The sequence below is a fragment of the Streptomyces sp. NPDC057438 genome (assembly GCF_042802995.1).
Lineage (GTDB): Bacteria > Actinomycetota > Actinomycetes > Streptomycetales > Streptomycetaceae > Streptomyces.
Genome location: NZ_JBHVDD010000099.1, coordinates 11,785 through 33,097, shown reverse-complemented (window position 1 = coordinate 33,097; position 21,313 = coordinate 11,785). Strand labels below are relative to the sequence as shown.

The 21,313-nt window shown below is 70.9% G+C and carries 16 protein-coding genes and 1 pseudogene; 9 read left to right on the top strand and 8 right to left on the bottom strand.

Annotated features, from left to right (window positions below; translation table 11 throughout):
• Window positions 1–43 precede the first annotated feature (43 nt).
• Window positions 44–2,134: a PhoX family protein gene (locus tag ACFU5F_RS36100; protein WP_383896844.1), complete on the bottom strand. Its 2,091-nt coding sequence runs from the start codon at window positions 2,132–2,134 to the stop codon at window positions 44–46.
• A gap of 253 nt (window positions 2,135–2,387) precedes the next feature.
• Here ACFU5F_RS36100 and ACFU5F_RS36095 point away from each other — a divergent pair, with 253 nt between their 5' ends.
• Entirely contained in the window at window positions 2,388–4,394 is a 2,007-nt protein-coding gene (locus ACFU5F_RS36095; RefSeq protein WP_383896841.1) for a VWA domain-containing protein, read from the top strand.
• A 127-nt stretch (window positions 4,395–4,521) separates the two neighbouring features.
• Window positions 4,522–6,255, top strand: a complete 1,734-nt coding sequence (gene metG / locus ACFU5F_RS36090) for a methionine--tRNA ligase (RefSeq protein ID WP_383896839.1) — start codon at window positions 4,522–4,524, stop codon at window positions 6,253–6,255.
• A gap of 68 nt (window positions 6,256–6,323) precedes the next feature.
• On the opposite strand, the gene ACFU5F_RS36085 is transcribed toward metG, so the two are convergent.
• The 3 genes from ACFU5F_RS36085 to ACFU5F_RS36075 form a co-directional block, all read right to left on the bottom strand.
• Window positions 6,324–6,740: a universal stress protein gene (locus ACFU5F_RS36085; RefSeq protein ID WP_383896836.1), complete on the bottom strand. Its 417-nt coding sequence runs from the start codon at window positions 6,738–6,740 to the stop codon at window positions 6,324–6,326.
• Window positions 6,740–8,254 (bottom strand): APC family permease, encoded by a 1,515-nt coding sequence (locus ACFU5F_RS36080; RefSeq protein ID WP_383896834.1) that lies wholly within the window; start codon window positions 8,252–8,254, stop codon window positions 6,740–6,742. Before ACFU5F_RS36080 ends, ACFU5F_RS36085 begins: the two co-directional genes overlap by 1 nt.
• Window positions 8,255–8,322: 68 nt before the next feature.
• Window positions 8,323–9,567, bottom strand: a complete 1,245-nt coding sequence (locus ACFU5F_RS36075; RefSeq protein WP_383896831.1) for a saccharopine dehydrogenase family protein — start codon at window positions 9,565–9,567, stop codon at window positions 8,323–8,325.
• Window positions 9,568–10,470: 903 nt separating this feature from the next.
• Between ACFU5F_RS36075 and ACFU5F_RS36070 the strand changes: the two genes are divergently transcribed.
• Window positions 10,471–10,767, top strand: a complete 297-nt coding sequence (locus tag ACFU5F_RS36070; protein ID WP_383896828.1) for an ATP-binding protein — start codon at window positions 10,471–10,473, stop codon at window positions 10,765–10,767.
• A 704-nt stretch (window positions 10,768–11,471) separates the two neighbouring features.
• Here ACFU5F_RS36070 and ACFU5F_RS36065 read toward each other — a convergent pair.
• A complete protein-coding gene (locus ACFU5F_RS36065; RefSeq protein WP_383896825.1) occupies window positions 11,472–12,839 on the bottom strand; it encodes a polysaccharide lyase family 1 protein in 1,368 nt (455 codons plus the stop codon).
• A 629-nt stretch (window positions 12,840–13,468) separates the two neighbouring features.
• Window positions 13,469–13,822 carry a hypothetical protein gene (locus ACFU5F_RS36060; protein ID WP_383896823.1) on the bottom strand — a complete coding sequence of 118 codons (354 nt, stop codon included), beginning with the start codon at window positions 13,820–13,822 and terminating at the stop codon, window positions 13,469–13,471.
• A 520-nt stretch (window positions 13,823–14,342) separates the two neighbouring features.
• Here ACFU5F_RS36060 and ACFU5F_RS36055 point away from each other — a divergent pair.
• From ACFU5F_RS36055 to ACFU5F_RS36030, 6 genes and pseudogenes are all read left to right on the top strand, one after another.
• The gene (locus tag ACFU5F_RS36055; protein WP_383896820.1) at window positions 14,343–15,200 is read left to right on the top strand and encodes a CAP domain-containing protein; all 858 of its coding nucleotides are present in this window, start codon (window positions 14,343–14,345) and stop codon (window positions 15,198–15,200) included.
• 75 nt (window positions 15,201–15,275) lie between these two features.
• On the top strand, window positions 15,276–15,971 hold the full coding sequence (locus tag ACFU5F_RS36050) for a hypothetical protein (RefSeq protein ID WP_383896817.1): 696 nt from the start codon (window positions 15,276–15,278) through the stop codon (window positions 15,969–15,971).
• A gap of 494 nt (window positions 15,972–16,465) precedes the next feature.
• Window positions 16,466–17,185 carry a protease inhibitor I9 family protein gene (locus ACFU5F_RS36045; RefSeq protein ID WP_383896814.1) on the top strand — a complete coding sequence of 240 codons (720 nt, stop codon included), beginning with the start codon at window positions 16,466–16,468 and terminating at the stop codon, window positions 17,183–17,185.
• A 269-nt stretch (window positions 17,186–17,454) separates the two neighbouring features.
• Entirely contained in the window at window positions 17,455–18,081 is a 627-nt protein-coding gene (locus ACFU5F_RS36040) for a pathogenesis-related family 1 protein (RefSeq protein WP_383896813.1), read from the top strand.
• Window positions 18,082–18,179: 98 nt separating this feature from the next.
• Entirely contained in the window at window positions 18,180–18,884 is a 705-nt protein-coding gene (locus tag ACFU5F_RS36035; RefSeq protein WP_383896810.1) for a hypothetical protein, read from the top strand.
• Window positions 18,881–19,240: pseudogene (locus ACFU5F_RS36030) on the top strand (hypothetical protein). The gene ACFU5F_RS36035 and the pseudogene ACFU5F_RS36030 overlap by 4 nt, the downstream one beginning before the upstream one ends.
• A gap of 84 nt (window positions 19,241–19,324) precedes the next feature.
• Here the strand turns inward: ACFU5F_RS36030 and ACFU5F_RS36025 are convergent.
• Window positions 19,325–19,789: a hypothetical protein gene (locus ACFU5F_RS36025; RefSeq protein WP_383896808.1), complete on the bottom strand. Its 465-nt coding sequence runs from the start codon at window positions 19,787–19,789 to the stop codon at window positions 19,325–19,327.
• A 220-nt stretch (window positions 19,790–20,009) separates the two neighbouring features.
• Window positions 20,010–21,002: an intradiol ring-cleavage dioxygenase gene (locus tag ACFU5F_RS36020; protein WP_383896805.1), complete on the bottom strand. Its 993-nt coding sequence runs from the start codon at window positions 21,000–21,002 to the stop codon at window positions 20,010–20,012.
• Between the last annotated feature and the right edge of the window lie 311 nt (window positions 21,003–21,313).

Here is a 21,313-nt window from a genome sequence, read left to right as displayed (position 1 = left end):
TCCCCGACAGGAGGACGGCCCGCATTCGCATGTGCGTACGGGATCAGACGCCGATGTCGTCGCCGTCCGCGCGCCACACCGCGACGACCGCCGGGCGGACGTAGGTGCCCGGACCGTCGGGCCAGGTGCTCTTGGGCTTCTCCACGGTGGCTCCGTCGATCTCGCCCGGGTGCTGGACGGCGACCAGGACGCGGCGGTCCTGGATGATCGGGCCGCAGGTCTCGGCGCCGCTCGGAACCGTCAGGAACTGCTTCAGCTCACCGCGCCGCTTGCCGCGCGTGGCGACACCGAACAGACCGTCGTGCGAGCCGAGCTGCGAGCCGTCGGTGGAGATCCACAGGTTGCCGTGCGGGTCGAAGGCGACGTTGTCCGGGCAGGAGATCGGACTGACGTGCTCCTTCGGGAAGCCGGCGAAGTAGGTGGCCGGGTCGTCGGGGTCGCCCGCGACGAGGAACAGCAGCCAGCCGAACTTCGTGCTCTCGGGCCGGTTGCGGTGCTCGGTGAGTTCGAGGACCTGGCCGTGCTTGTTGGCGTTGCGCGGGTTGGCCTCGTCGGCCTTGGGGTTGGAGCCGACACCGCGGTTGGCGTTGTTGGTGAGGGCGACGTAGACCTTGCCGGTGACCGGGTTGGGCTCGATGTCCTCCGGGCGGTCCATCTTCGTGGCGCCGACCTTGTCACCGGCGAGCCGCGTGAAGACGAAGACCTCGTCGGCCGTCATCCCGTCCACGTGCGAGACGGCACCCTCGGCGGTGGCGGTGGCCAGCGGGATCCACTCGCCGGCGCCGTCGAACTCGCCGTCGCTCGGCAGCTTGCCCGAGCCGTCGATCTCGATCGCCGGGGAGTCGCCGGTGAGCTTGGCGACGTAGAGCGTGCCCTCGTCCAGCAGGGAGAGGTTGTGCTCGCGGACGGCGCGGCCCGACCCCTTCTTCATCCGCTTGCCGCTGACGAACTTGTAGAAGTAGTCGAAGCGCTCGTCGTCGCCGGAGTAGACGACCGGACGCCCGTCCGAGGTCAGCCGGATGGTGGCGGCCTCGTGCTTGAACCGCCCGAGCGCGGTGTGCTTGCGCGGGGTGGAGGACGGGTCGTACGGGTCGAACTCGACGACGTACCCGAAACGGTGCGCCTCGTTCGGCTCCTGGGCGACGTCGAACCGCTTGTCGAACCGCTCCCACTTGCGCTCGCTGGCGCCGGTGCCGATGCCGTACCGCTTGTCGGTCGGACGGCTGCTGTTGGCGAAGTACTGGTTGAAGTTCTCCTCGCCGTGCAGCGTGGTGCCCCAGGGGGTGGTGCCGCCGGAGCAGTTGTTGAGCGTGCCGAGGACCTTGCGGCCGGTCGGGTCGGCGGAGGTCTTCAGCAGGTCGGAGCCGGCGGCGGGGCCGGTCAGCCGGAACTCGGTCGTGGCGGTGACGCGCCGGTTGAGCTGGTGCCGGGGCACGGCGGTCAGCCTGCCGGTGCGCCGGTCCTCCTCGACCACGACGGCGGACAGACCGTGGGCCGCCCAGGCGATCTCGACCTGGTCGCGGGTCGGGTTGGCGGCGTCGTAGCCGCGGAACATCAGGACCTCGTCGGTGTACTCGTGGTTCGCGACGAGCAGCTTGCGGCCGCGCTCGCCCTGGAGCGGGAGCAGCGCGAGGAAGTCGTTGTTGTAGCCGAACTGCCCGGCCTGCGCCTTGGCCGTCTGGCGCTCGGGGTCGAAGGCGGGAGCGCCGCGCAGGATCGGCTCGCCCCAGCGGATGACGACGTTCTGCTTGTACCCGTCGGGGACGGTCACGGCGTCGGCGGTGTTGGGCGCGACGGAGGTGTAGCGCAGACCGCGGGCGGCCTTGGGCCTGGTCTTGGACCCGGCGGACCCGGCGGCGTCGGCCGACCCGGCGGCGTCGGCCGACGTGGCCGCGGCGGCGGGCCGGGCGGTGCCGAGCGAGACGGCCGTACCGGCCGCGCCGGCCACGGAGACGACGGCGGCGGCCCTCATCACCGAGCGACGGCTGAGCGCGCTCGCGATCACGTCGCCCACGTACTCGTTGGTGCTGGTGTTCGGCACCTCGTGGAAGCAGGCGTCGCCACAGCGGAACCGACAGGTCAGGGCGGAACGGCCGCCGGGATGCGAGCCGATCATGGGCAGCAGCTTGCGCACAGCGCGCTCCTCGATGCTCTTATGTGCCTTTTGGGTGTGAGCGCGACGCTAGAGGGGCGTGTGTTCGAGAACGGGGACGTCAGGTGAACAGAGAGTGAACCTGCGGCAGTTGAGGCGGTATTGACAGCGCGGGGTGGCGGGGATAGAGAAAGGCCCCTGCCCCACCCCAAGATCGCCACGCCCGGCCGCTAACCTTACGTGTCCGTCCTGGCCAGGGATTGACGGGCTTCAACTCACCCGAAGGGTTGCGCACATGGGCATTCTCTCTCTCCTGCGGAATGCGTTCAGCCGCTCACGCAAGGGGCGCGACACGGTTCCTTCGCAGGAGGCGGAGCGGGATTCCGCCCCGGAGGACACCTCCGCGGCGGCGGCCGAGGGGGCCGCGACGCAGCCGGCCGCCGAGCCGAGGGTCCCGGCCCCGGCGACCGAGCCCGCGACGACGACCACGACCCCGACCTCCTCCGTCGCCGACGAACTCGTCTCCGCGGCCTTCGACAACGTGACGGTGCCGAAGCCGCGGGGCGGCGACACCGCCGAGGGGAAGCCGGACGCTCCGGAGGCTGAGGCGGACACTGCGGCCGAGGTCACGCCGAAGACCGAGACCACGCCGAAGACTGAGGCGTCGACCGAGGTCACGCCGAAGGCCAAGCCTGAGCCCGAAGTGCAGGCCGAGGCGAAGACGGAGCCACCAGCGGCCGAGCCGACGCCGGCGGCCGAGGCGGAGACCGGGGCGGATACCGAGGTCAGAGTGCCGACCGAGGCGGAGACCGAGGTGCCCGCCGAGGCGGAGACTCCGGTGGTCGAGGCCGAGCCGAAGCCGGTCTCCGAGACCACCGACGAGACGGAGGCTGCTGCGCCGGTCACAGAGGCGAAGCCGAAGGCAGAGGCGGAAACCGTCGTCGAGCCCGCCCCGGTCGTCGACGTTGAGCCCGCCGCGGCTGAGGTGGAGGCTGAGGCAGACACGAAGGGCGTCGCCGACGAGGAGTCGGCCGCCCCGGTCGCCGGAGCCGCGCCCGAGCCGGTGGTCGAGGCCGCGCCCGAGGCGGCGGACACCGCCCCGGAGCCGAAGGCGGACGCCGAGCCGGACCCCGTCACCGAAGCCGAGCCCGAGGCCACCGAGGCGACTGCCGAGGAGCCCGTAGCGGAGGTGAAGCCCGAGGCCGCGGCCAAGGCCACAGCGCCGGCCGAGCCGAAGGCGGAAGCCGAACCGGACCCCGTCACCGAAGCCGAGCCCGAGGCTGCGGCCGAAGACGCTGCGCCGGCCGAGCCGAAGGCCACGGAGGAGCCGGAGGCTGCCACCGAGCCCACCCCGGAGCCGGAAGGCACCCCGGAGCCGGCCGTCGCCACCGAGCCGGAAGCCACCCCGGAGCCGCACGCCACCCCCGAACCGGTCGCCCCCGAGCCGGCCGTCGCCACCGAACCCGCAGCCGCCGAACCGGTCGCCACCGAGCCCACCGAGCCCACCGAGACCCCGGACCTCGTCCTCGTGGCCGATGAAGCCACCCCCGAAGCCGCGGTCGCCGACGGCGCGGATGCCCCACAGGTGGCACCCGCGGCCGACGACGAAAGCGGTACGGGTGGCGCGGGCGGGAAGACGGACGCGGCCGACGGCGGTGCCGAGGCCGTGCCCGCCGGCCTCCGCACCGCCTACGACGCCGCCCACGACGTACTCGGCAAGCAGAACCTCGCCTCCGCCCGCGCCAAGGTGTACCTCGTCCTCGACAGGTCCGCCTCGATGCGCGGCTACTACAAGGACGGCTCCGCCCAGGCCCTCGGTGAGCAGACGCTCGCCCTCGCCGCCCACCTCGACCCCGAGCAGCCCCCGACCGTCCCCGTCGTCTTCTTCTCCACGGAACTGGACGGCACCGGCGACCTCACCCTCGACGCGTTCGAGAACAAGGTCGACGACCTGCACGCCGGCCTCGGCCGCATGGGCCGTACCAGCTACCACGTGGCCGTCGAGGAGGTCCTCGCCCAGCACCAGAAGGCGGCACCCGGCACCCCCGCCCTCGTCGTCTTCCAGACCGACGGCGCCCCGGACGCCAAGACCCCGGCGAACCAGGCACTCGCGGACGCCGCGAAGAACCACCCGGCCGTCCACTTCGCGTTCGTCGCGTTCGGCGACCCGGAGAACAAGGCCTTCGACTACCTCCGGAAGCTGAAGACGCCCAACACGTCCCACTTCCTGGCCGGCGAGACCCCGCGCGAACTCACGGACGCCGAGGTCTACGAGGGCATCCTCGCCACCTGGCGCCCGTAGCGCCGCACGCGCTCGCACCACCCCGTGCCGCCCGCCTCCCACCCGTGAAAACGGGAGACGGGCGGCACACCCGTGTCGGCTAGGATTTCAAGACTCACGACATCGACCGACCTGGGAGCATCCCCCGATGGCTCGACACCTCATCACCAGCGCCCTTCCGTACATCAACGGGATCAAGCACCTGGGCAACATGGTGGGGTCCATGCTCCCGGCGGACGTGTACTCCCGGTACCTCCGCCAGCGCGGCCACGACGTCCTGTACATCTGCGCGACGGACGAGCACGGCACCCCCGCCGAGCTGGCGGCGAAGGAGCGGGGTCTCCCGGTCGACGAGTTCTGCGCCCAGGCGCACGACGCGCAGAAGGCGGTCTACGACGGCTTCGCGCTCGCCTTCGACTACTTCGGCCGGAGTTCCTCCCCGCAGAACGTCGAGATCACCCAGCACTTCGCGCGCCGTCTGAAGGAGAACGGGTTCATCGAGGAGCGGGCCATCCGCCAGGTGTACTCGCCCGCCGACGGCCGCTTCCTCCCGGACCGCTACGTCGAGGGCACCTGCCCGCACTGCGGGTACGACAAGGCCCGCGGCGACCAGTGCGAGAACTGCACCCGCGTCCTGGACCCGACCGACCTGATCGACCCGCGCAGCGCCATCTCCGGCTCCACCGACCTGGAGGTACGCGAGACCAAGCACCTCTTCCTCCTGCAGTCCAAGCTGCAGCACGAGGTCGAGGCCTGGGTGGCGGCCCACGAGGAGGAGTGGCCGCACCTGTCGTCCTCCATCGCCCGCAAGTGGCTGAACGAGGGCCTGCACGACCGCGCCATCACCCGCGACCTGGACTGGGGCGTCCCGGTCCCGGCCGACACCTGGCCGGAGCTGGCGGCGGAGGGCAAGGTCTTCTACGTCTGGTTCGACGCCCCGATCGAGTACATCGGCGCGACGAAGGAGTGGTCGGACGCCGCCCCGAACGGCGAGAAGCGCGACTGGAAGTCCTGGTGGTACGAGGCCGACGGCGGCGACCACCCCGTCCGGTACACGCAGTTCATGGCGAAGGACAACGTCCCGTTCCACACGGTGATGTTCCCGGCCACCGAGCTGGGCATCCGCGAGCCGTGGAAGAAGGTCGACTACGTCAAGTCCTTCAACTGGCTGACGTACTACGGCGGGAAGTTCTCGACCTCGCAGAAGCGCGGCGTCTTCACCGACCAGGCCCTGGAGATCCTGCCGGCCGACTACTGGCGGTACTTCCTCATCGCCAACGCCCCCGAGTCGGACGACTCCTCCTTCACCTGGGAGCACTTCACCGCCACGGTCAACAAGGACCTCGCCGACACCCTCGGCAACTTCGTCAACCGCGTCCTGTCCTTCTCCCGCAAGCGCTTCGGCGACGAGGTCCCGGCGGGCGCGGTGGCGGGCGAGGCGGAAACCCGTCTCGGTGAGGAGATCGCCCGTCTGCTCGCCGAGTACGAGGCGCAGATGGAGGCCCTGCAGTTCCGCAAGGCGTCGGCCGCGCTGCGCGCCCTGTGGTCGGCGGGCAACTCCTACCTGGAGGAGAAGGCCCCCTGGCTGGAGATCAAGACCGACCAGGACGCCGCAGCCCTCACCCTGCGCACCGCCATGAACCTCATCCACCTGTACTCGGTGGTCTCCGAGCCCTTCATCCCGGCGTCCTCGGCCGCCATGCGCGCCGCCTTCGCCCTGAAGGACGACACGGCGGCCTGGGTGACGGCGGAGGAGGCCAAGACCCTCGCCTTCGTCCCCGCCGGCACGCCCTTCACGGTCCCCCCGGTCCTCTTCGCGAAGCTGACCGACGAGGACCTGGAGACTTACAAGGAGCGCTTCGGCGGCACGCCCGAGCAGTAGCGGCCCGCCCGAGCAGTAGGGGAGCCGGTCGCCCCGCCCGTCCTCCGTGTGCCGCGCCGCCCGCCGGGTCACTCCTCGGTCGGCACGCAGAGGACGGGAATGCGCGACAGATGCAGCAGCTTGTGCGGGGTCGAGCCCAGCAGGGCCCCGCGCATCGGGCTCTCGCCCCAGGTGCCGACCACGATCAGCCGTGCCCGGTGGCGCGTGGCGGCGTCGATCAGCGCGAGCGCCGGCTTCTGGTCGATGATCTCGACGGTGGCCGGTACGCCGGCCTCGTCCGCCGCCGCGACGGCGTGTTCGAGTGCGACGCGTCCGGCCTGGTGCAGGGCCTCGCGATGGGTCCGGTACTCGTCCCCCCTGCCGCCCGGGGCCTCCGCTCCGTACACCAGCACGAGGGGTTCGGCGTAGGTGCCGGACACCTCGATCGCGACCCGCAGCGCGCGCAGGGCACCCGGCGACTCGTCGTAGCCGAGAACGATCGCCATCAGGCCTCCCTGCCTTTGCCGTGAACGAGGTCGGGGTCGGCCACACCCGGGCGTTCCGACCAGAAGGCCGGCTTCACCAGGCGCAGGACGACCATGAGCACCACCCCCGTGAGCGCGATGCCGATACCGATGACGAGCGGTGGACCGAGGCCGAACCACGAGACGCCGCTGTAGGAGTTCGCAGGGTCGGACATGTCGGAGACCGACTCGACCAGCAGCCAGACGAGCAGTCCGGCACCGGTCAGCGGGCCGAGGCCGATGAGCAGGAAGTGGCGGACACTTTCGGTCAGATGGCGGCGGTGGTAGACCGCGCAGGTGACGCCGGTGAGCGCGTAGTAGAAGGCGATCAGCAGGGACAGCGCGGTGAGCGAGTCGTACAGCGCGTTCTCGCTGATCTCGTTGACGACGACATACCAGGCGATCGCGATGGCGGCGACCCACCAGGTGCTCACGTCGGGTGTCCGGAAGCGTGGGGCGATGTGCCCGAAACGCGCGGGCAGCGCGTGCCGACGGGCCATGGACAGTGCCGTGCGGGACGCCGGGATGATCGTCGTCTGGGTCGACGCCAGTGCGGACGTCGAGACGGCGAGCAGGACGACCCAGTCCCAGCCGCCCATCACCTCACCGGCGAGCAGCGCGAAGATGTACTCCTCGTCGTCCGCGTTGTCGGTCAGATAGGCGGTTCCGGCGTAGGCGACGACCGCGTAACCGACCGACACGTAGGTCACCAACAGGATGACCGTGGACCAGACGCCCGCCCTGCCGGGTGCGATGGCGGAGTTCTCCACCTCCTCGGTGAGGTTGACCGCCGACTCCCAGCCCCAGTAGATGAACACGCCCAGCAGCAGGGCGCCGGTGAGGGCGGAGCCGCCGGGTCCGAAGGGGTCCAGCCAGCTGATCGACGGGTCGACGGAGTCGAGGGTGCCGGTGGCGGCGTAGACGCGGTAGAGCGCGACGACCGCGAAGGCGAGGAGGCAGACGACCTGGGCGAGGATGAGGACGTTCTGCACCTTGGCCGACAGGTCGGTGCCGATGACGCAGACGGCCGTCATGACGAGGATGAGCAGCACGGTGAGCAGCTGGCGTACGACGTCGTCATCGACCCAGCCGTCCAGGCCGAAGGCGAGCAGGGCGAAACTCACGGCGACGTCCGCCAGCGAACCGACCACCAGGACCCCGGTCATCGTGATGGCCCAGCCGCCGAGCCAGCCGGCCCACGGTCCCATCGCCCGGGTGACCCAAGAGAAGGTGGTGCCGCAGTCCTGGTCGACCTTGTTGAGGTAGTAGAACGCGGACGCGATCAGCAGCATCGGTACGAACGAGGCGACCATCACGCCGGGCGCGTAGACGCCCACGAGTGCGACGACCGGGCCGATGACCGCCGCCAGTGAGTACGCGGGAGACGTGGAGTTGAGCCCGATGACGAGCGCGTCGACGAACCCGATCGCGTCGGGCTTGAGCCCGCTCGGAGGCCCGTCGGGCGGGCGGGCTGCGTCGGCGGTGTCGTCGGCCATGATCGGTCCCTCGCTCCGGCTGGTTGCGGATGTGATCCAGACAACAGGGGGCTAAGGGACTTTCTACGCTATTCGGACCCGCTCGTGACGTCCTCACGCATGCCCCACGGCGAGCCGTACTCCGTGAGCAGGTCGAGGAACGGCCGGGGAGGCAGCGCCTCGGGGCCGAGGACCCCGCTGCCGTGCCAGGCTCCGGAGGCGATGAGTTCGAGGGCGACCACGGGGTTGATCGCGGTCTGCCAGACCACGGCCTGGGTGCCGTACTCCCGCATCGACCACTGGTTGTCGACCACGTGGTAGAGGTACACCTCGCGGGGCCGCCCGTCCCGGGTGCCCCTGACCCAGGTGCCCGCGCACGTCTTTCCGCGCATACGGTCCCCGAGTCCGGCCGGATCGGGCAGACAGGCGGCGACGACGTCCCGCGGGGAGACCGCCGCCCTGCCGCCTTCCGTGTGCACCGTGACCGGGTCGGTCCGGTCGAGCCCCAGCTTGTGCAGGGTCTTGAGCACGCCGATGAACTCGTCCCCGAGCCCGTACTTGAAGGTGACCCGCTTGGCCCGCAGCCACCGGGGGACCAGCAGCACCTCCTCGTGCTCCACGTTGACGCACTCCACCGGCCCGATGCCCTCCGGGAAGTCGAACACCTCCGGCTCGCTGAAGGGCGGTGTGGTGAACCAGCCCCTCCCCTCCTCGTAGACGACCGGCGGGTTCAGGCACTCCTCGATGGTCGTCCAGATGCTGAAGGAGGGGGCGAAGCCGTAGCCGTCGACGACCAGGTCCGCGCCGTCCCGGATGCCGATCTCCTCGATCCCGCCCTCGTCGAACAGTTCGTCGGCGGCGTAACGGGCGAACACGTCCGACAGGCCCGGCTCCACGCCCATGCCGACCAGCGCGAGCCGGCCCGCCCTCTCCCACTCGGCGGCCCGTTCGAACTGCGCATCGCCCAGCTTGACTCCGCACTCCTCGTAGGGGCGGGTCGGGTGCGGCCGGGACAGGGACATCGCCATGTCGAGGTAGTGGGCGCCGTGGGCGAGCGCCGCGTCGAACAGCGGCAGGACGAACCGTGGATCGGTGGCGTTGAGCAGTACATCGCAGTGATGCTCGGCGAGCGCGGCCCGCACGGCGCCGGTGTCCGACGCGTCCAGCCGCACCGGCGTGAACCTGCCCCCGTCCTCCCCGAGCGCCGCGACGGCCCCCTCCGCCCGCGCGGGGTCGTAGTCGGCCACCGCCATGTGCTCGAAGAACGCCCGCCGGGCCGCGATCCGCACGACCGCACCCCCCACGCCTCCGGCCCCGACCATGAGAACTCGCACAGCGCGACACCCCTTCATCCGGCCCGTCGTGCTCGTCCCGTCGGTGGCGGAATCACTCCCGCGCCCGCCCGGCGCACCGGGACGAAGTCAGCCGAATTCTCCCGTGAAGGGCCCGATTCGGCCATTCCTCACGCACCGCACGATCGATTCCGGTCCGGGGATGCCCGACCCCACGATCGGCGTCCCGGCACACGGCGGTCATCTCCTGCCCCGCACGCCGCCCCGGGGAGAAGAGGCGAGGCTTCCGCTCGGGGCACATACGAGGAAGAGGTGCAGCAAGGCTTGCACACTCCGGAGGCGAAGAAGCGCAGGGCTGCCGTTCGGAAAGCCAAGACGAAGGCACGGGCTGCCGCGCGCATCGCCCGGAGCACTGGAGACGCGTTTGCCGATGAACTCTTCCCCCAGCCGGACGCCCTCTTCAGCGTCCTGCTGTCCCCCGCGCCACGCGGCGCCCGCCTCGCCCGGCTCCTCACCACGGAATGGCTGCGCACCTGGGACCCGCCGTACGACGTCGCGACACCGCCGAACACCCGTCGCCGAACTCGCCGCGAACGCCACCACCCACGGCCGCCTCCCCGGCCGGACTTCCGCCTCGTCCTCCACACCCGGGACAACACCCTCCGCATCGAGGTGACGGACACACGCGGCGACGACCTCCCGCCCCACCGTCGCCCGTCCCCCGAACTCGACATGCTCGCCCTGCCACCGGAAGCAGTCCCTACGTCGCATCCCGACCACACATGCTTCGATGCGAACGGCGCGCTTCCCGAATCACAGAGCAGCCCGGCGGTCCGACACACCACCATGACTGGAGGTGGGCATGGGTTCGTATGTCCTCTTCGGCGTTAGGGCGCAGGTTCGAGCAAGTTCGCGTCCTGTGACTCCAGGCTTCCGGAGTTTTCTGTGCCGCACGGCACGGCGGCGTCCGACGCCGCCGTACTCATCGTCGCGGAGCTGAGCGTCAACGCCGTGTTCCACGGAAGGGTCCCGGGGCGGGACTTCGCGCTGCGGCTCGTCCACGAGCCCGCCGCCGCGCTCCTACGTGTCGAGGTGTCCGACACCCACCCCGCCCTGCCGGATCCCTGGACCCGTCCACCGACTCCGACAGGCCGGAGACTGATCTTGGTCGAGGCCCTGGACTCCCGCTGGTTCGACCGACCGCACCCCACCCGAGCAATCATCCTTATGCCGGCGCAGTAGCTGTTGCCCGTGACTGCAGCAGACGGAAACCCACGCGCGTCTGTTGGCGTCTACTGGACGGGGCTTGGGCTGGCCGATTCGCCGCTGGGCGATAGCAACACAGTGCTTCCAAATCGGAATGCCCTGATAAGAGCTGACACGAGCGAGAGGCATTTTTCAGGCGGGTCCTCAGCACAGGGGCGATGCGTTCTCAGGCTGTGAGCAGGGTGATTGCAAAGTCGTGGTGATCTCGCCCAGACCCGTCCCACGGGCAGAAACCACCCGCACCGGAGCACCCAAACGGGCGGCGTGATCCACGACAACTCCCGCCGCTGCCGAGCCCGCGCCCGTCCAGTACAAGGTCCGGAACTGCGACGGCTGTGACCGCGGCTTCCATTCGCCCGGCCCCGGCGCACGGTGCCGCGACTGCCGCGAGCGCCCCGGCGGGAATCCCGGCCCGGTACACGGTCCCCTGGAAGGGGTGCGGTGAGCGGAGAGAGCCTGCTCGCCCCTCGCCGGATACTCTGGCCGACGGCGTCATGCGCCTCGCGTGCGGTCGGGCGGGGCGGACGATTTGATCAGCGGGGCGGCCGCGGAGCCCACGGGGCCCGGGGAGCGTACTCGCACCCCGGGCCCCTCTGCGCGTGTCCCGGACCCCTTCCTGATCGGGTCCGGGACACCTTCCCGGCCTCAAGGTGGCGCCCCCGGCCAGGAGTTCATGGGGGCTACGGCAGGAGGCCGGCGCCCGCGGCCGACGTACCCGTGCCCGTCAGGTCGGTCAGCAGGTTCGTCACGGAGGCCTGGAGGCCGGCGGTCAGGGCCGGGGTCCAGTTGACCGTGGTCTTGAGCTTCTTCGACGAGTTCGCGGTGTTGTACGCGGCGACGAGTTCGGTGGCCTTGCCGTTGACGACGTTGCCGGTGCCGGCGAGCGAGCCCGTGCCGTCACCGCTCAGCAGCTTGGCGACCTTCGCGTCGGCCGGGATCCTCCAGACGTTGCGCTCGGCGACGACCTGGGCCTTGGCGCGGGAGTCGATGCTGTACCTGGGGGCGTAGCCGTTGACCGTGGTCGTGTCGTACACGTTGTTGTAGAGGTGTATCTGGCCGATGCGGGCCAGGGGCGCCCGCTGCACGATCCCCTTCCACACGTTGTGGTGGATCGTCACGCGCAGCTTGCCGGTGGAATCGGTGTCGCTGGAGCCGATCAGCATCGTCTTGTCGTGGTTCAGGAACTGGTTGCGCTCGACGGTCACCAGGTCCGAGCCGTTGGTGATGTCGAGGGCGCCGTCGTGGACCTGGTACTTGCGGCCGAAGTGGGTCGCCTCGGTCTTGTCGAAGGTCGGCGCGTCGGTGAACGTGTTGTGGTCCGCCCAGACGTTGGTCGCGCCGCGCAGGGTGACCGAGTCGTAGTTGGAGTTCCACTCACCCGACGAGCCGTCGGTCGGGTCCCAGGCCGGGAAGCAGTCCTGGGTGTCCGCGAAGGTGAGGTTGCGGATGATGACGTTCTTGACGTTCTGGACCGTCAGGCTGCCACCGAGGATGCCCGCCTTGGTGCCGGGGACACCCACGAGGGTGGTGTTGGCGGGCACCTTGAAGACGATGTTCTTCTTCTGCTTGGTCTCGGCGGCCTCGCGCGCGGTCTCCTGCGCGCCCTTCGGTGCCTTCTTGCCGTAGGTCGACGGGTCGAACGCCTTCAGGTAGGCGGAGAGCGAGTAGCCGGTGCCCGAGGCGTAGTCCACGCAGGTCAGCTTCTTGCCGGAGTCGCTGGTGTTGGCGTCGATCATGCCCTTGATCTTGATGATCCGGGGGGTGGTGTCGGTGGCGGAGCCCAGCGCCTTCACGAGCTGTGCCCGCGTCGACACCGTGAAGGTGTGCGCCGCGTCGGCCTTCGCACCGCCGGTCGTACCGGAGCCGGACGCCGCCCAGCCGTCCTTGGCCGGCAGCACCTGGTGGTACAGGTCCACGGGGTCGGCGCTGGCGTTCATCACGAGGACGCCGGCGCCGACCGCGGCGGCCACGGCGGCGGCGGAGACCACGAGGGTCCGGCGCTTGCGGAGGGACCGGCGGTGGGACGGGCGCGGGGAGGCAGAGGCCACGGATGAGTCCTTACGTAACGTACGTGGTGCGGGGGAACACGTGGTTCGTGTGGAGCCCCCGTGAAGGGGGTTCCGACTCATGTGTGGTCACCGGGTGGTGAAAGGTTGCCGCCTGATTCCGAGAACAGGGACGGGAGTTGGCGCGCCCGGCTCGCCCCCGCCGTGCCGGCCGGCGATGGACGGCCGCCCGGTCGGGAAGCAGTCGCGTACTCCTGCGGGTCTACGGTGCTACGGCTGCGGCGTCGGCGTTGCCAGCGGTTCCCAGGGCTCGTCCCAGACGTAGGTACCGCCCATCGTGTCGCCGTGCGTCTCCCAGACGCTGCCGGTCGTGGTCAACACCTTCACCCAGGCGCCGTTGCCCTGGGCCGCGATGCAGATCGAGCAGGCGGTGGCGGGGACGTTCTGGGCCTACCGACGGCCAGGTCGTTCGTGAGGTCCGTCCACACGTAGACGCCCCGCGGCTGCGGCGTCGGGTTGATGTTCCGGCGCCCCGCGTACGCCCGCCCGCTGGTGAGTATTCCGGCGGACAGGAGAGGCCCCGAGGGCGCCATGCCCTCACCGTCCGCACGACTCGGGAACGAGCCTTCGGCAGCCGAGTTGCGTCGCGACCGCTCCACTGCCACACGCGCCTACTTGATGTGGTCCAGCACCTCCTGGAACTCCTTCGTCGGGGAGAACTCCACCAGTTCGACGTCCTCCAGGGCCTCCGGGGAGTGGCCGGGGCTCCAGTAGTAGGCCTGTCCCGCCTCGTAGTAGTCCTCGCCCTCCTTGGTGCGCATCCGCAGCCGGCCGCTGACGACGAAGCCCCAGTGGGGGCACTGGCACAGGTCGTCGGGCAGGCCCTTGAGGGCCGGGGTCATGTCGATGCCCTGGGGGAGCTTGAGGAAGGCGACGCTCATACCGCCGCCCATCTCCTGGATGCGCACCTCGAGGCCGTCGCCCTCGATCTCAACCGGGGCTTCCGCCCGCGTGACTGCCGTCATGATTCCTCCACGGCCGATCCACCGCGGGGCCTCGGGAATCTCCGTACGAGGATCCGCTCTCTCGGGAGCCCCGCCACTTCCAGTCTGCGGCCGTCCTGCGCACACCTCGAATCGGGGTGACATGCGTCACGACCGAATTGCGCCGCGATAGAGCTGATCGCCCCGCTTTTCCAGGGCGACAACGCACTCTCCCTTGTATCTATCGACCATTTCGGCCACCGGGTACCGAATCGAACCGGTGACTGAGATCTGCGGCGTCGACCCGAGCCGTCGGCGCGCAACGGCTTTCTGCCTGGTCCCGGACGGGTGTTGGCGCCGGGACGGGTGCGCCGGGGGCACGCTTCACCGACACCGGAGCACTTACGCATCGTTACCGGAACCGCACCTGGAGTAGTACACGCGTTCGTTGCCTGGTGTGCTCGACGGTCCCCATAATGACCGGGCTCGCCAGGGCCACGGCCACGGCCACCGAGGTCGCGACGCCGTCGGACCGAAGTCGGACCAGTCTGTGAGGCCATGCATGAGCAGTCACCGCCGGAAGAGGGGCGCCCCGAAGACCTCGGCCCGCAACGCCGCGAAGGCGAAGCGCCCGGGTGCCGGACGCCGGAGGGCTGTCATAGCCGCGGCGGTCGTGGTGGCCGTGGGTGCCGTGGGCGCCACCACCGTCGTCGCGAGCGGTGCCGGAGCCGGCGGCTGGCGCGATACGGCTGCCTCCTGGTGGGGCGGCCAGAAGTCCGACCCCGCCCCCGACCCCACACCGTCGGACACGCCCTCGGAGCAGGAGCGGGCCTCCGTCGCGGACGCCCCGGCCTCCCCCACCCCGTCCCGCACCCCGAACAAGCGCCGGTCCAGCCCCACGCCGAGCGCGTCCCCCTCGAAGAAGGCCGACCGGCCCGCCGAGAAGCCGGCGGACACCGCCGACAAGCCGACCAGGCCCGCGACCACCCCGAACCCCGCGAAGGCGAAGGCCACGCCCGCCCCCGCCGCGACCAGCGCGGACTCCGGCCCCACGGACCGCGTCCTGCAACTGGTCAACGCCGAGCGCGCCAAAGCGGGTTGCTCGCCGGTGACCGTGGACGCGAAGCTCACCAAGGCCGCGCAGAACCACAGCCAGGACATGGCCGACCACACGAACATGTCCCACACCGGTTCCGACGGCTCCTCCATGACCGACCGCCTCGGCCGCGTCGGATACGCCTACCGATCGGCGGGCGAGAACGTCGCCGCCGGATACGGCACCGCCGACAGCGTCATGGACGGCTGGATGAACAGCCCCGGCCACAAGGCCAACATCCTCAACTGCGGCTTCAAGGAAATAGGCATCGGCCTGGCGGGCCCGGGCAACTACTGGACCCAGAACTTCGGCACCCCCGCGTAACGACGCCTCGCCGGGCTGCACGCATGACGGCGTGAACGTTTCGTCGCCCCTCGAAAGACCGACGGGGAGGACTTCATGCTCGCCGTCGAGGTGCAGGGCGAGCGGAAGCCGGGCAAGGAGATGAGCTGGCCGTACTACGTCTCGTATCTCCAGTCCAAGTACCGGCTGCCCGTGCTCCTGCTCGTCGTCTGCCAGGACCGGCGCACCGCCAAGTGGGCGTCGGGGCCCTTCGACTGCGGCACGCGAGGCTGGATCACACAGCGCACCCATCCCATGGTCGTCGGACCGGACAACCTTCCAGTGATCACTGACGCGAGGACCGCGGCGAACAACCTCGCCATGGCCGCCTTCTCCGCCCTGACCCACGCCCGAAGCGCCCGGATCAACGACATACTGGACGCGATGGGCCGCGCCCTGCAGGCGACGGACGGGAAGGCGGTCGACTACTTCTACGAGTTCCTGGAAATCAACCTGCGGGGTACCCCCGCAGGAGAAAAGTGGAGGGACATCATGAGCTTCGTCAGCTACTTTCCCGGTCGTGGAACAGTGCGCGAGACGGCTTACCTGGAGGGCGAAGCCAAAGGCGAGGCCAAAGGGGTCCTGCGCGTCCTCGAAGTACGCGGCATCCCCGTCACCGAGGACCTCCGTGAACGCATCACCACGTGCACCGACCTCACCCTCGTCAGTGCCTGGCTCGACCGGGCGGGTACGGTCGAGCGCGCTGAGGACCTGTTCGCCGACCGTGCTGCGCAGACCTCGGGCGAGCGCTGAGCCGGCACCGACGCGAACGCCCGCTGCGAAGCAGCCCCGGCCGGGTCCGCCCCCGCGCGTGGCCGGAGGCTTCCGCCAGCCCCGGTCGCCGCCCCCTCTCGGTCCCCGAAGCCGCCCTCCGGTGCCTCGCCCGCCGTGACCGTGGCGATCTTCTTCGCCGAGCCGAGCTTGCCGGAGCCGGCCAGGCCGCCGGTGTCGGTGCGATGGCGGCCAGATCGGCGACCACGAGAAGGGGCTGGTCCATGGCGGAAGACGATCCGGGGTGAGCCTTCGAGCTTGCTTTGCCTTCCCTCGAGCGAAGTTGAGAAGTCGTGGCAGCCGACGGCCGGTGAAGCCCACGGCCGGTGCAACCTGTCGGCTTTCGCCGCGTGTTGTGAAACGACTGTGGAGACCCGCCAGTACGTGAGCTTTCAAGATTATTACCGGTGAGTCGTCTGTGACATTGGGGTCCTCGGGGGATCGAGATTTCTCAGATCGATCGACATGGACCACAGTTGACGCACCTTCACATACGCCCGAGAGTCGCGGTCACCCTGCTGGCACCGCTGCTCGCCGGAACCATGACCGTCACCGCGGTCATCGCTCCCACCTTCGCCGCCGATGCCGGTTCCGCCCCGAGCGGCGGACGTCCCGACGCCGACACCTACATCGTGCAACTCGCCGATCCGCCCGTCGCCGCGTACGAGGGCGGACTGCCCCGGCTGAAGCGGACGGCGCCCACGGCGGGCGGACGGCTCGACGCGGACTCCGCCAGGGTCCGCACGTACGTGGCGCATCTGGACGACCGCCGGGAGCAGGTCCTCGACGCCGTGCCGGGGGTGGAGTCGCTCTACGACTACGCCTACACGATCAACGGCTTCGCCACCGAACTGACCGGCCGGCAGGCGGCGAAGCTGGTCGCGACGCCGGGCGTCGTCTCGGTGACCCGCACCACGGTCGTCCAGCTCACGGACGCCTCCCCGGACCACGGGCCGGGGACGGAGACCGACAGCCGGACGGAGACGTACGTACGGGTCGAGGCCGACAGGACGGGGGCCGTGAGCGGCGACGAGGTCGAGGTCCCGGCCCCGGCTCCCGGCCCCGCTCCCGCCGCTCCTCTCGCCCCGGGAGCCCAGCGGTCCGCGCTCACCAAGTCCGCGGCAGTGGCAGCGGAGGCGGCGGAGACAGGCACGGACACCGACGCCGAGAGCACGAGGCGCAACCCCTGCTTCTGAGGGGCGCGGGGAACTGCGCGAGAAGCCCCACCGGCCCCGCACCCGCCCAGGAGCCGCCCCCCTGCCGCGCACCAACGCGCGCCCCGCGCCGAGCGACCGTACCGTCGGACGCGGGACCGGCCGGGGCGGTCGGCCCCAAACCCCTGCCGCCCCGCTTTCCCCCGATGGAGTGGCAGAGCGCTCCTTGAGCCGTCGCGCACTCCGGCGCCTGCCGTACAAGTGGCGGCGGCGGCAGGGAAGTTGGCACGAAGAGGGGAACGGAACCAGTGGTGGGACGAGGTCCGGTGCCCGGCCGGGGCAGGTTGCGCGCGACGACGGCAGCGGCGGCGGCCCTGCTGGCCCTCGCACCGGTGACGGCGCGGGCGGCCGGCCCGTGGCCCACGGCCGTGGAGACGGCCACGGCGACGCCGGCAAGGGCCCCGGGGGCGGGCGCGGCGACCGGGCCGAGCACCACCGGCTCGCTGGCGCCTACGGCCCGACCACCGGAGATCAGCGCCTTCCTGACGATCGTCAACAAAGCGCGAGCCGACGTCGGCGTACCCCCGCTGGTCTGGGACGAGTCCGTCGCCGCGCACGCCCGGCGGTGGGCGCGCGTGCGGGTCGCGGACTGCGAGCTGATCCACTCGAACGGCCGGTACGGCGAGAACCTGGCGAAGGGGTCGCACCCGCGCTACTCCCTCGCGGACGCGGCCCGCCTCTGGCTGGACGAGAGGGACGACTACGACCGTCCCTCCAACGCCTGTGTGCACGACCGGGAGTGCCTGCACTACACCCAGTTGGTCTGGCGGACCTCGACACGGGTCGGCGCGGCCAGGGCCCGGTGCGGGAACGGCTGGACCTATGTGGTGGCCAACTTCGATCCGCCGGGGAACTGGCTGGGCCGCCGGCCGTACTGACCGGTCCTCCGGTGGGGCCGTGATAATTCCTCCATGGCCCCACCCCGGCACCCCGGCGCCTCGGCGCCCCCGAGCCCCGCCGCCTTCGAGGCACACCCGTGAACGGCGTCCCCGACGGGCTCCGTCACCTCCTGGACGACGTGCTGGAGATCGGTGCCCCGTACGCCCTCGCCCTCACCGGTGACCACGCGGCGCAGGCGCACGGGCTCGTCGAGGCGCGGCCGCCCGGCCGGGACCTGGAGGTGGCGACGGAGCACGCGGCCCCGATGCCGGAGATCGCCGCGGCGGTCCGGGCGGGCCTGGCGGAACGCGGCTGGGCGGCGCACGCGGTGGAGACGGCCCCGCTCTCCGCCCGTCTCCTCGTCACCGATCCCACGACGGCGCAGGAACACGTCCTCGACCTGCAGAAGGAAACCCTCTGGCACCCGCCGGTCCGGACGGCGTGGGGCCCGACGCTCTCCCTGGAGGACGTGGTCGGTGCCAAGGTCCGGGCCGTGGCCGACCGGGGCGCCGCCCGCGACCTGATCGCCGTGCACGCGGCCACCGCGCACCGGACCGTCACCGAACTGGAGGAACTGGCCCGGCGCCACACCTCCGCCACGTCCAGCACCTTCGACCTCACCGACCTCCAGTCCCGTCTGGAGGGCACCGAATGGCTCGACGACCGGGAGTTCACTCGCCACGGCCTGGACGCCGAGGCCATCCTGGGACTCCGCCGCTGGGCCCAGACCTGGGCCGACGACATCGCCGAACGCCTCCTTGAAGAGGAGGCACTGGCATCCCCACCGGAGGAGCCCGAGTGAGCAGACGCCGCTACGTCGCCCGAGGAGTCCCCGGCGGCTACCGCGTCTACGACAACCGCCGCCGGGGCCAGGGCCCTTCTGGCAGATCTCCGTGGGAGAAGGCGCGGCGTTCGGTGCGTGCTCTCGGCGTGCCGGGAGTGGGCGGAAGACCTCGTACTGGACGTACGTGGGCTTTCGCCCGGTGCGGCGAGAGTGCGTGCCGGGCGTCGCGACGCCGCGGAGATCTGTCAGAAGGGCCCTGATGGGGCGACCTCTACGAACTCTGCCCGGACGACCTCCTGACCGAGCTGAACGCCGGCAAGGACCCGCAGAGGCTGAGCGCCCTGCTGAAGCGGTACCGAACCCTGAAGCGCTGATCCGCCGTCGAGTCGAGGGCCCCTCCCTCCCATGGTTGCCGGAGGTGGCCCGGCCCGGTGCCCGTTCCCGGCCGACCGGGGGGGTCAAGGGGCGGCGGAGACCGACCTGTTCGCGGTTCCGGAGGCCGCTCGGCCGTCCGCACCACCCGGCCCCGAGTCCATCCCCAGCGCCGCACGGGCCGCCCGTACATGGCGCAGTCCCTCGACCGCCGTGCGCGAGACCCGCGCGTACTCGTCGGGCGTGCGGGCCCGGGCGAGCTCGGCGCGGGCGGTCCGCAGGCGTTCGGCGGCGTCGGTCAGGGACTCGGCCGCGGCTCCGCCCGCCGTGGCCTGGGCGCGTACGTCGATGCCGGCCAGGCTTCCGCCCAGCCGTACGACCCAGCGGTTGGCGTCGGCCTCCGCGTCCAGGCCGGACGACGGGCCGGGGTCCTCCACGGACCGCCGCCGCGCGACGAGCGCGACCACCGCCCCGACGATCAGCAACACCGCCACCAGCACGACCGCCTTCATGGCCTCCTCCAGCTCCCACGTCTCGTCCCGTACGGCCACCGCGCCCCGACGGCCGGTACGTCCCGTAGGGGGTGTACGGGGTGTACGGGTTCCCTCACCCTGTACGTCCCATGACACCCCCTTCCGCTGTGCTCATCCGTCGGAAAACCTGTGCGTCACCTGATGAGTCGCCCAGCGGGTACCCGGCCCGGGCGCGGGTGCACGCCGAAGGCCCGGAACCCGGGGGAGGGTTCCGGGCCAGAGCCGCAGGCCGGACGGGTCAGCTCACCGAGGCGGCCTCCGACTCCGGGACCGAGGCGTCCGGCTGGACGGAGTCGTCCGTGCCGGTGTGCGTGGCCTCCGGGTCGACACCGACCGTGAGGGAGCCGACGACACCCTGGGCGATGTCGTTCTTCTTCCGGTACTTCAGCTTGAGCAGACCACCCTGGACGCCACTGCCGTCGTAGATCGTGTCGTCGTCGAGGGTCGTGCGCTCGGTCGTGGAGGTCGAGTACGGCTCGACCTCGGCGGAGGCGAGCACGGAGTCCTCGTCGAAGAAGAACTGGCCGGTGTGGCAGGTGGTGCCGCCCTCGTAACCGGCGTCCGTCCACTCGCCGTCGACGTGCACCTTCGTGTGGATGTGCACGCAGCGGCCCCGGTACCAGCCCGGGAAGATCGTCTCGAAGGTGACGAGGCCCTGCTTGTCGGTCTTCCAGGTGCCGCGCAGATAGCGGGTGTCACTGGTGGGTTCCTCGTGACCGCCGCCTCCGCCTCCACCGGCCGGCGGCTCACCCGTCGGCACGTCCGTGGGGGCGCCCGTGGGGGCGTCGGTCGGCGGGGTGCCGCCGCCCTCGGAGAAGCTCTCGTAGCCCGAGTAGAGACCGAGCGCGTCACAGTGCCAGATGTCCACGGCCGCGTTGCGGACCGGCTTGCAGGTCTCGGCGTCGATCACCTTGAGGCGGAGGGTGAGGGGGATGCCCTCCTTGTCCTCGGTGATGTCCCGGCGGAGCTTGTCCGCGTCGATGTAGTACGGGCCCTCGGTGGTCTCCGAGGTGAGCTGGTAACACTCCTCGCCGGCGCTCGCGGTGGGCTTCTTGCCTGCCTCGCCGTTCGTGCCCGCGCTGGCCGTCGCGACGACCGCTCCGCCGACGCCCACGGCAGCCATGGCGCCCGCGCCCGCCATGACGACCCTGCGGCGCGTCAGGTCCCGTTTGTGCTTCGGCCCTGAGGCCTTCTCGTTTCCGGTCCGGTTTCCCGTCTGGTTTCCCGTCATGGCCAGGAAATTAGGGAGGCAGGCTGTCAAAGCCGTGGGAAGGGCCTGTGGTTCACCTCGCAGTCGCGTACGGATTCCTGCCTGGACTCCCGCACGGAAGGAGAAGGGGCGCGAAATCGCCGCCCCTTTCCGGCCGCTTCCCAGGCCGGGACTCCGGTCGGACTCACCTGCCGCGTACTCCAAGGCCCCGGCGGGCGACACCGAACCCGAGGCCACCGCCGAGGTGACGGCGGATGCCCGCCGACACGCCCCTGCGACACGTCACACCGGGAAGTCCCCAACGACCTGCCCCAGCACAGGCGAAAGGGGCC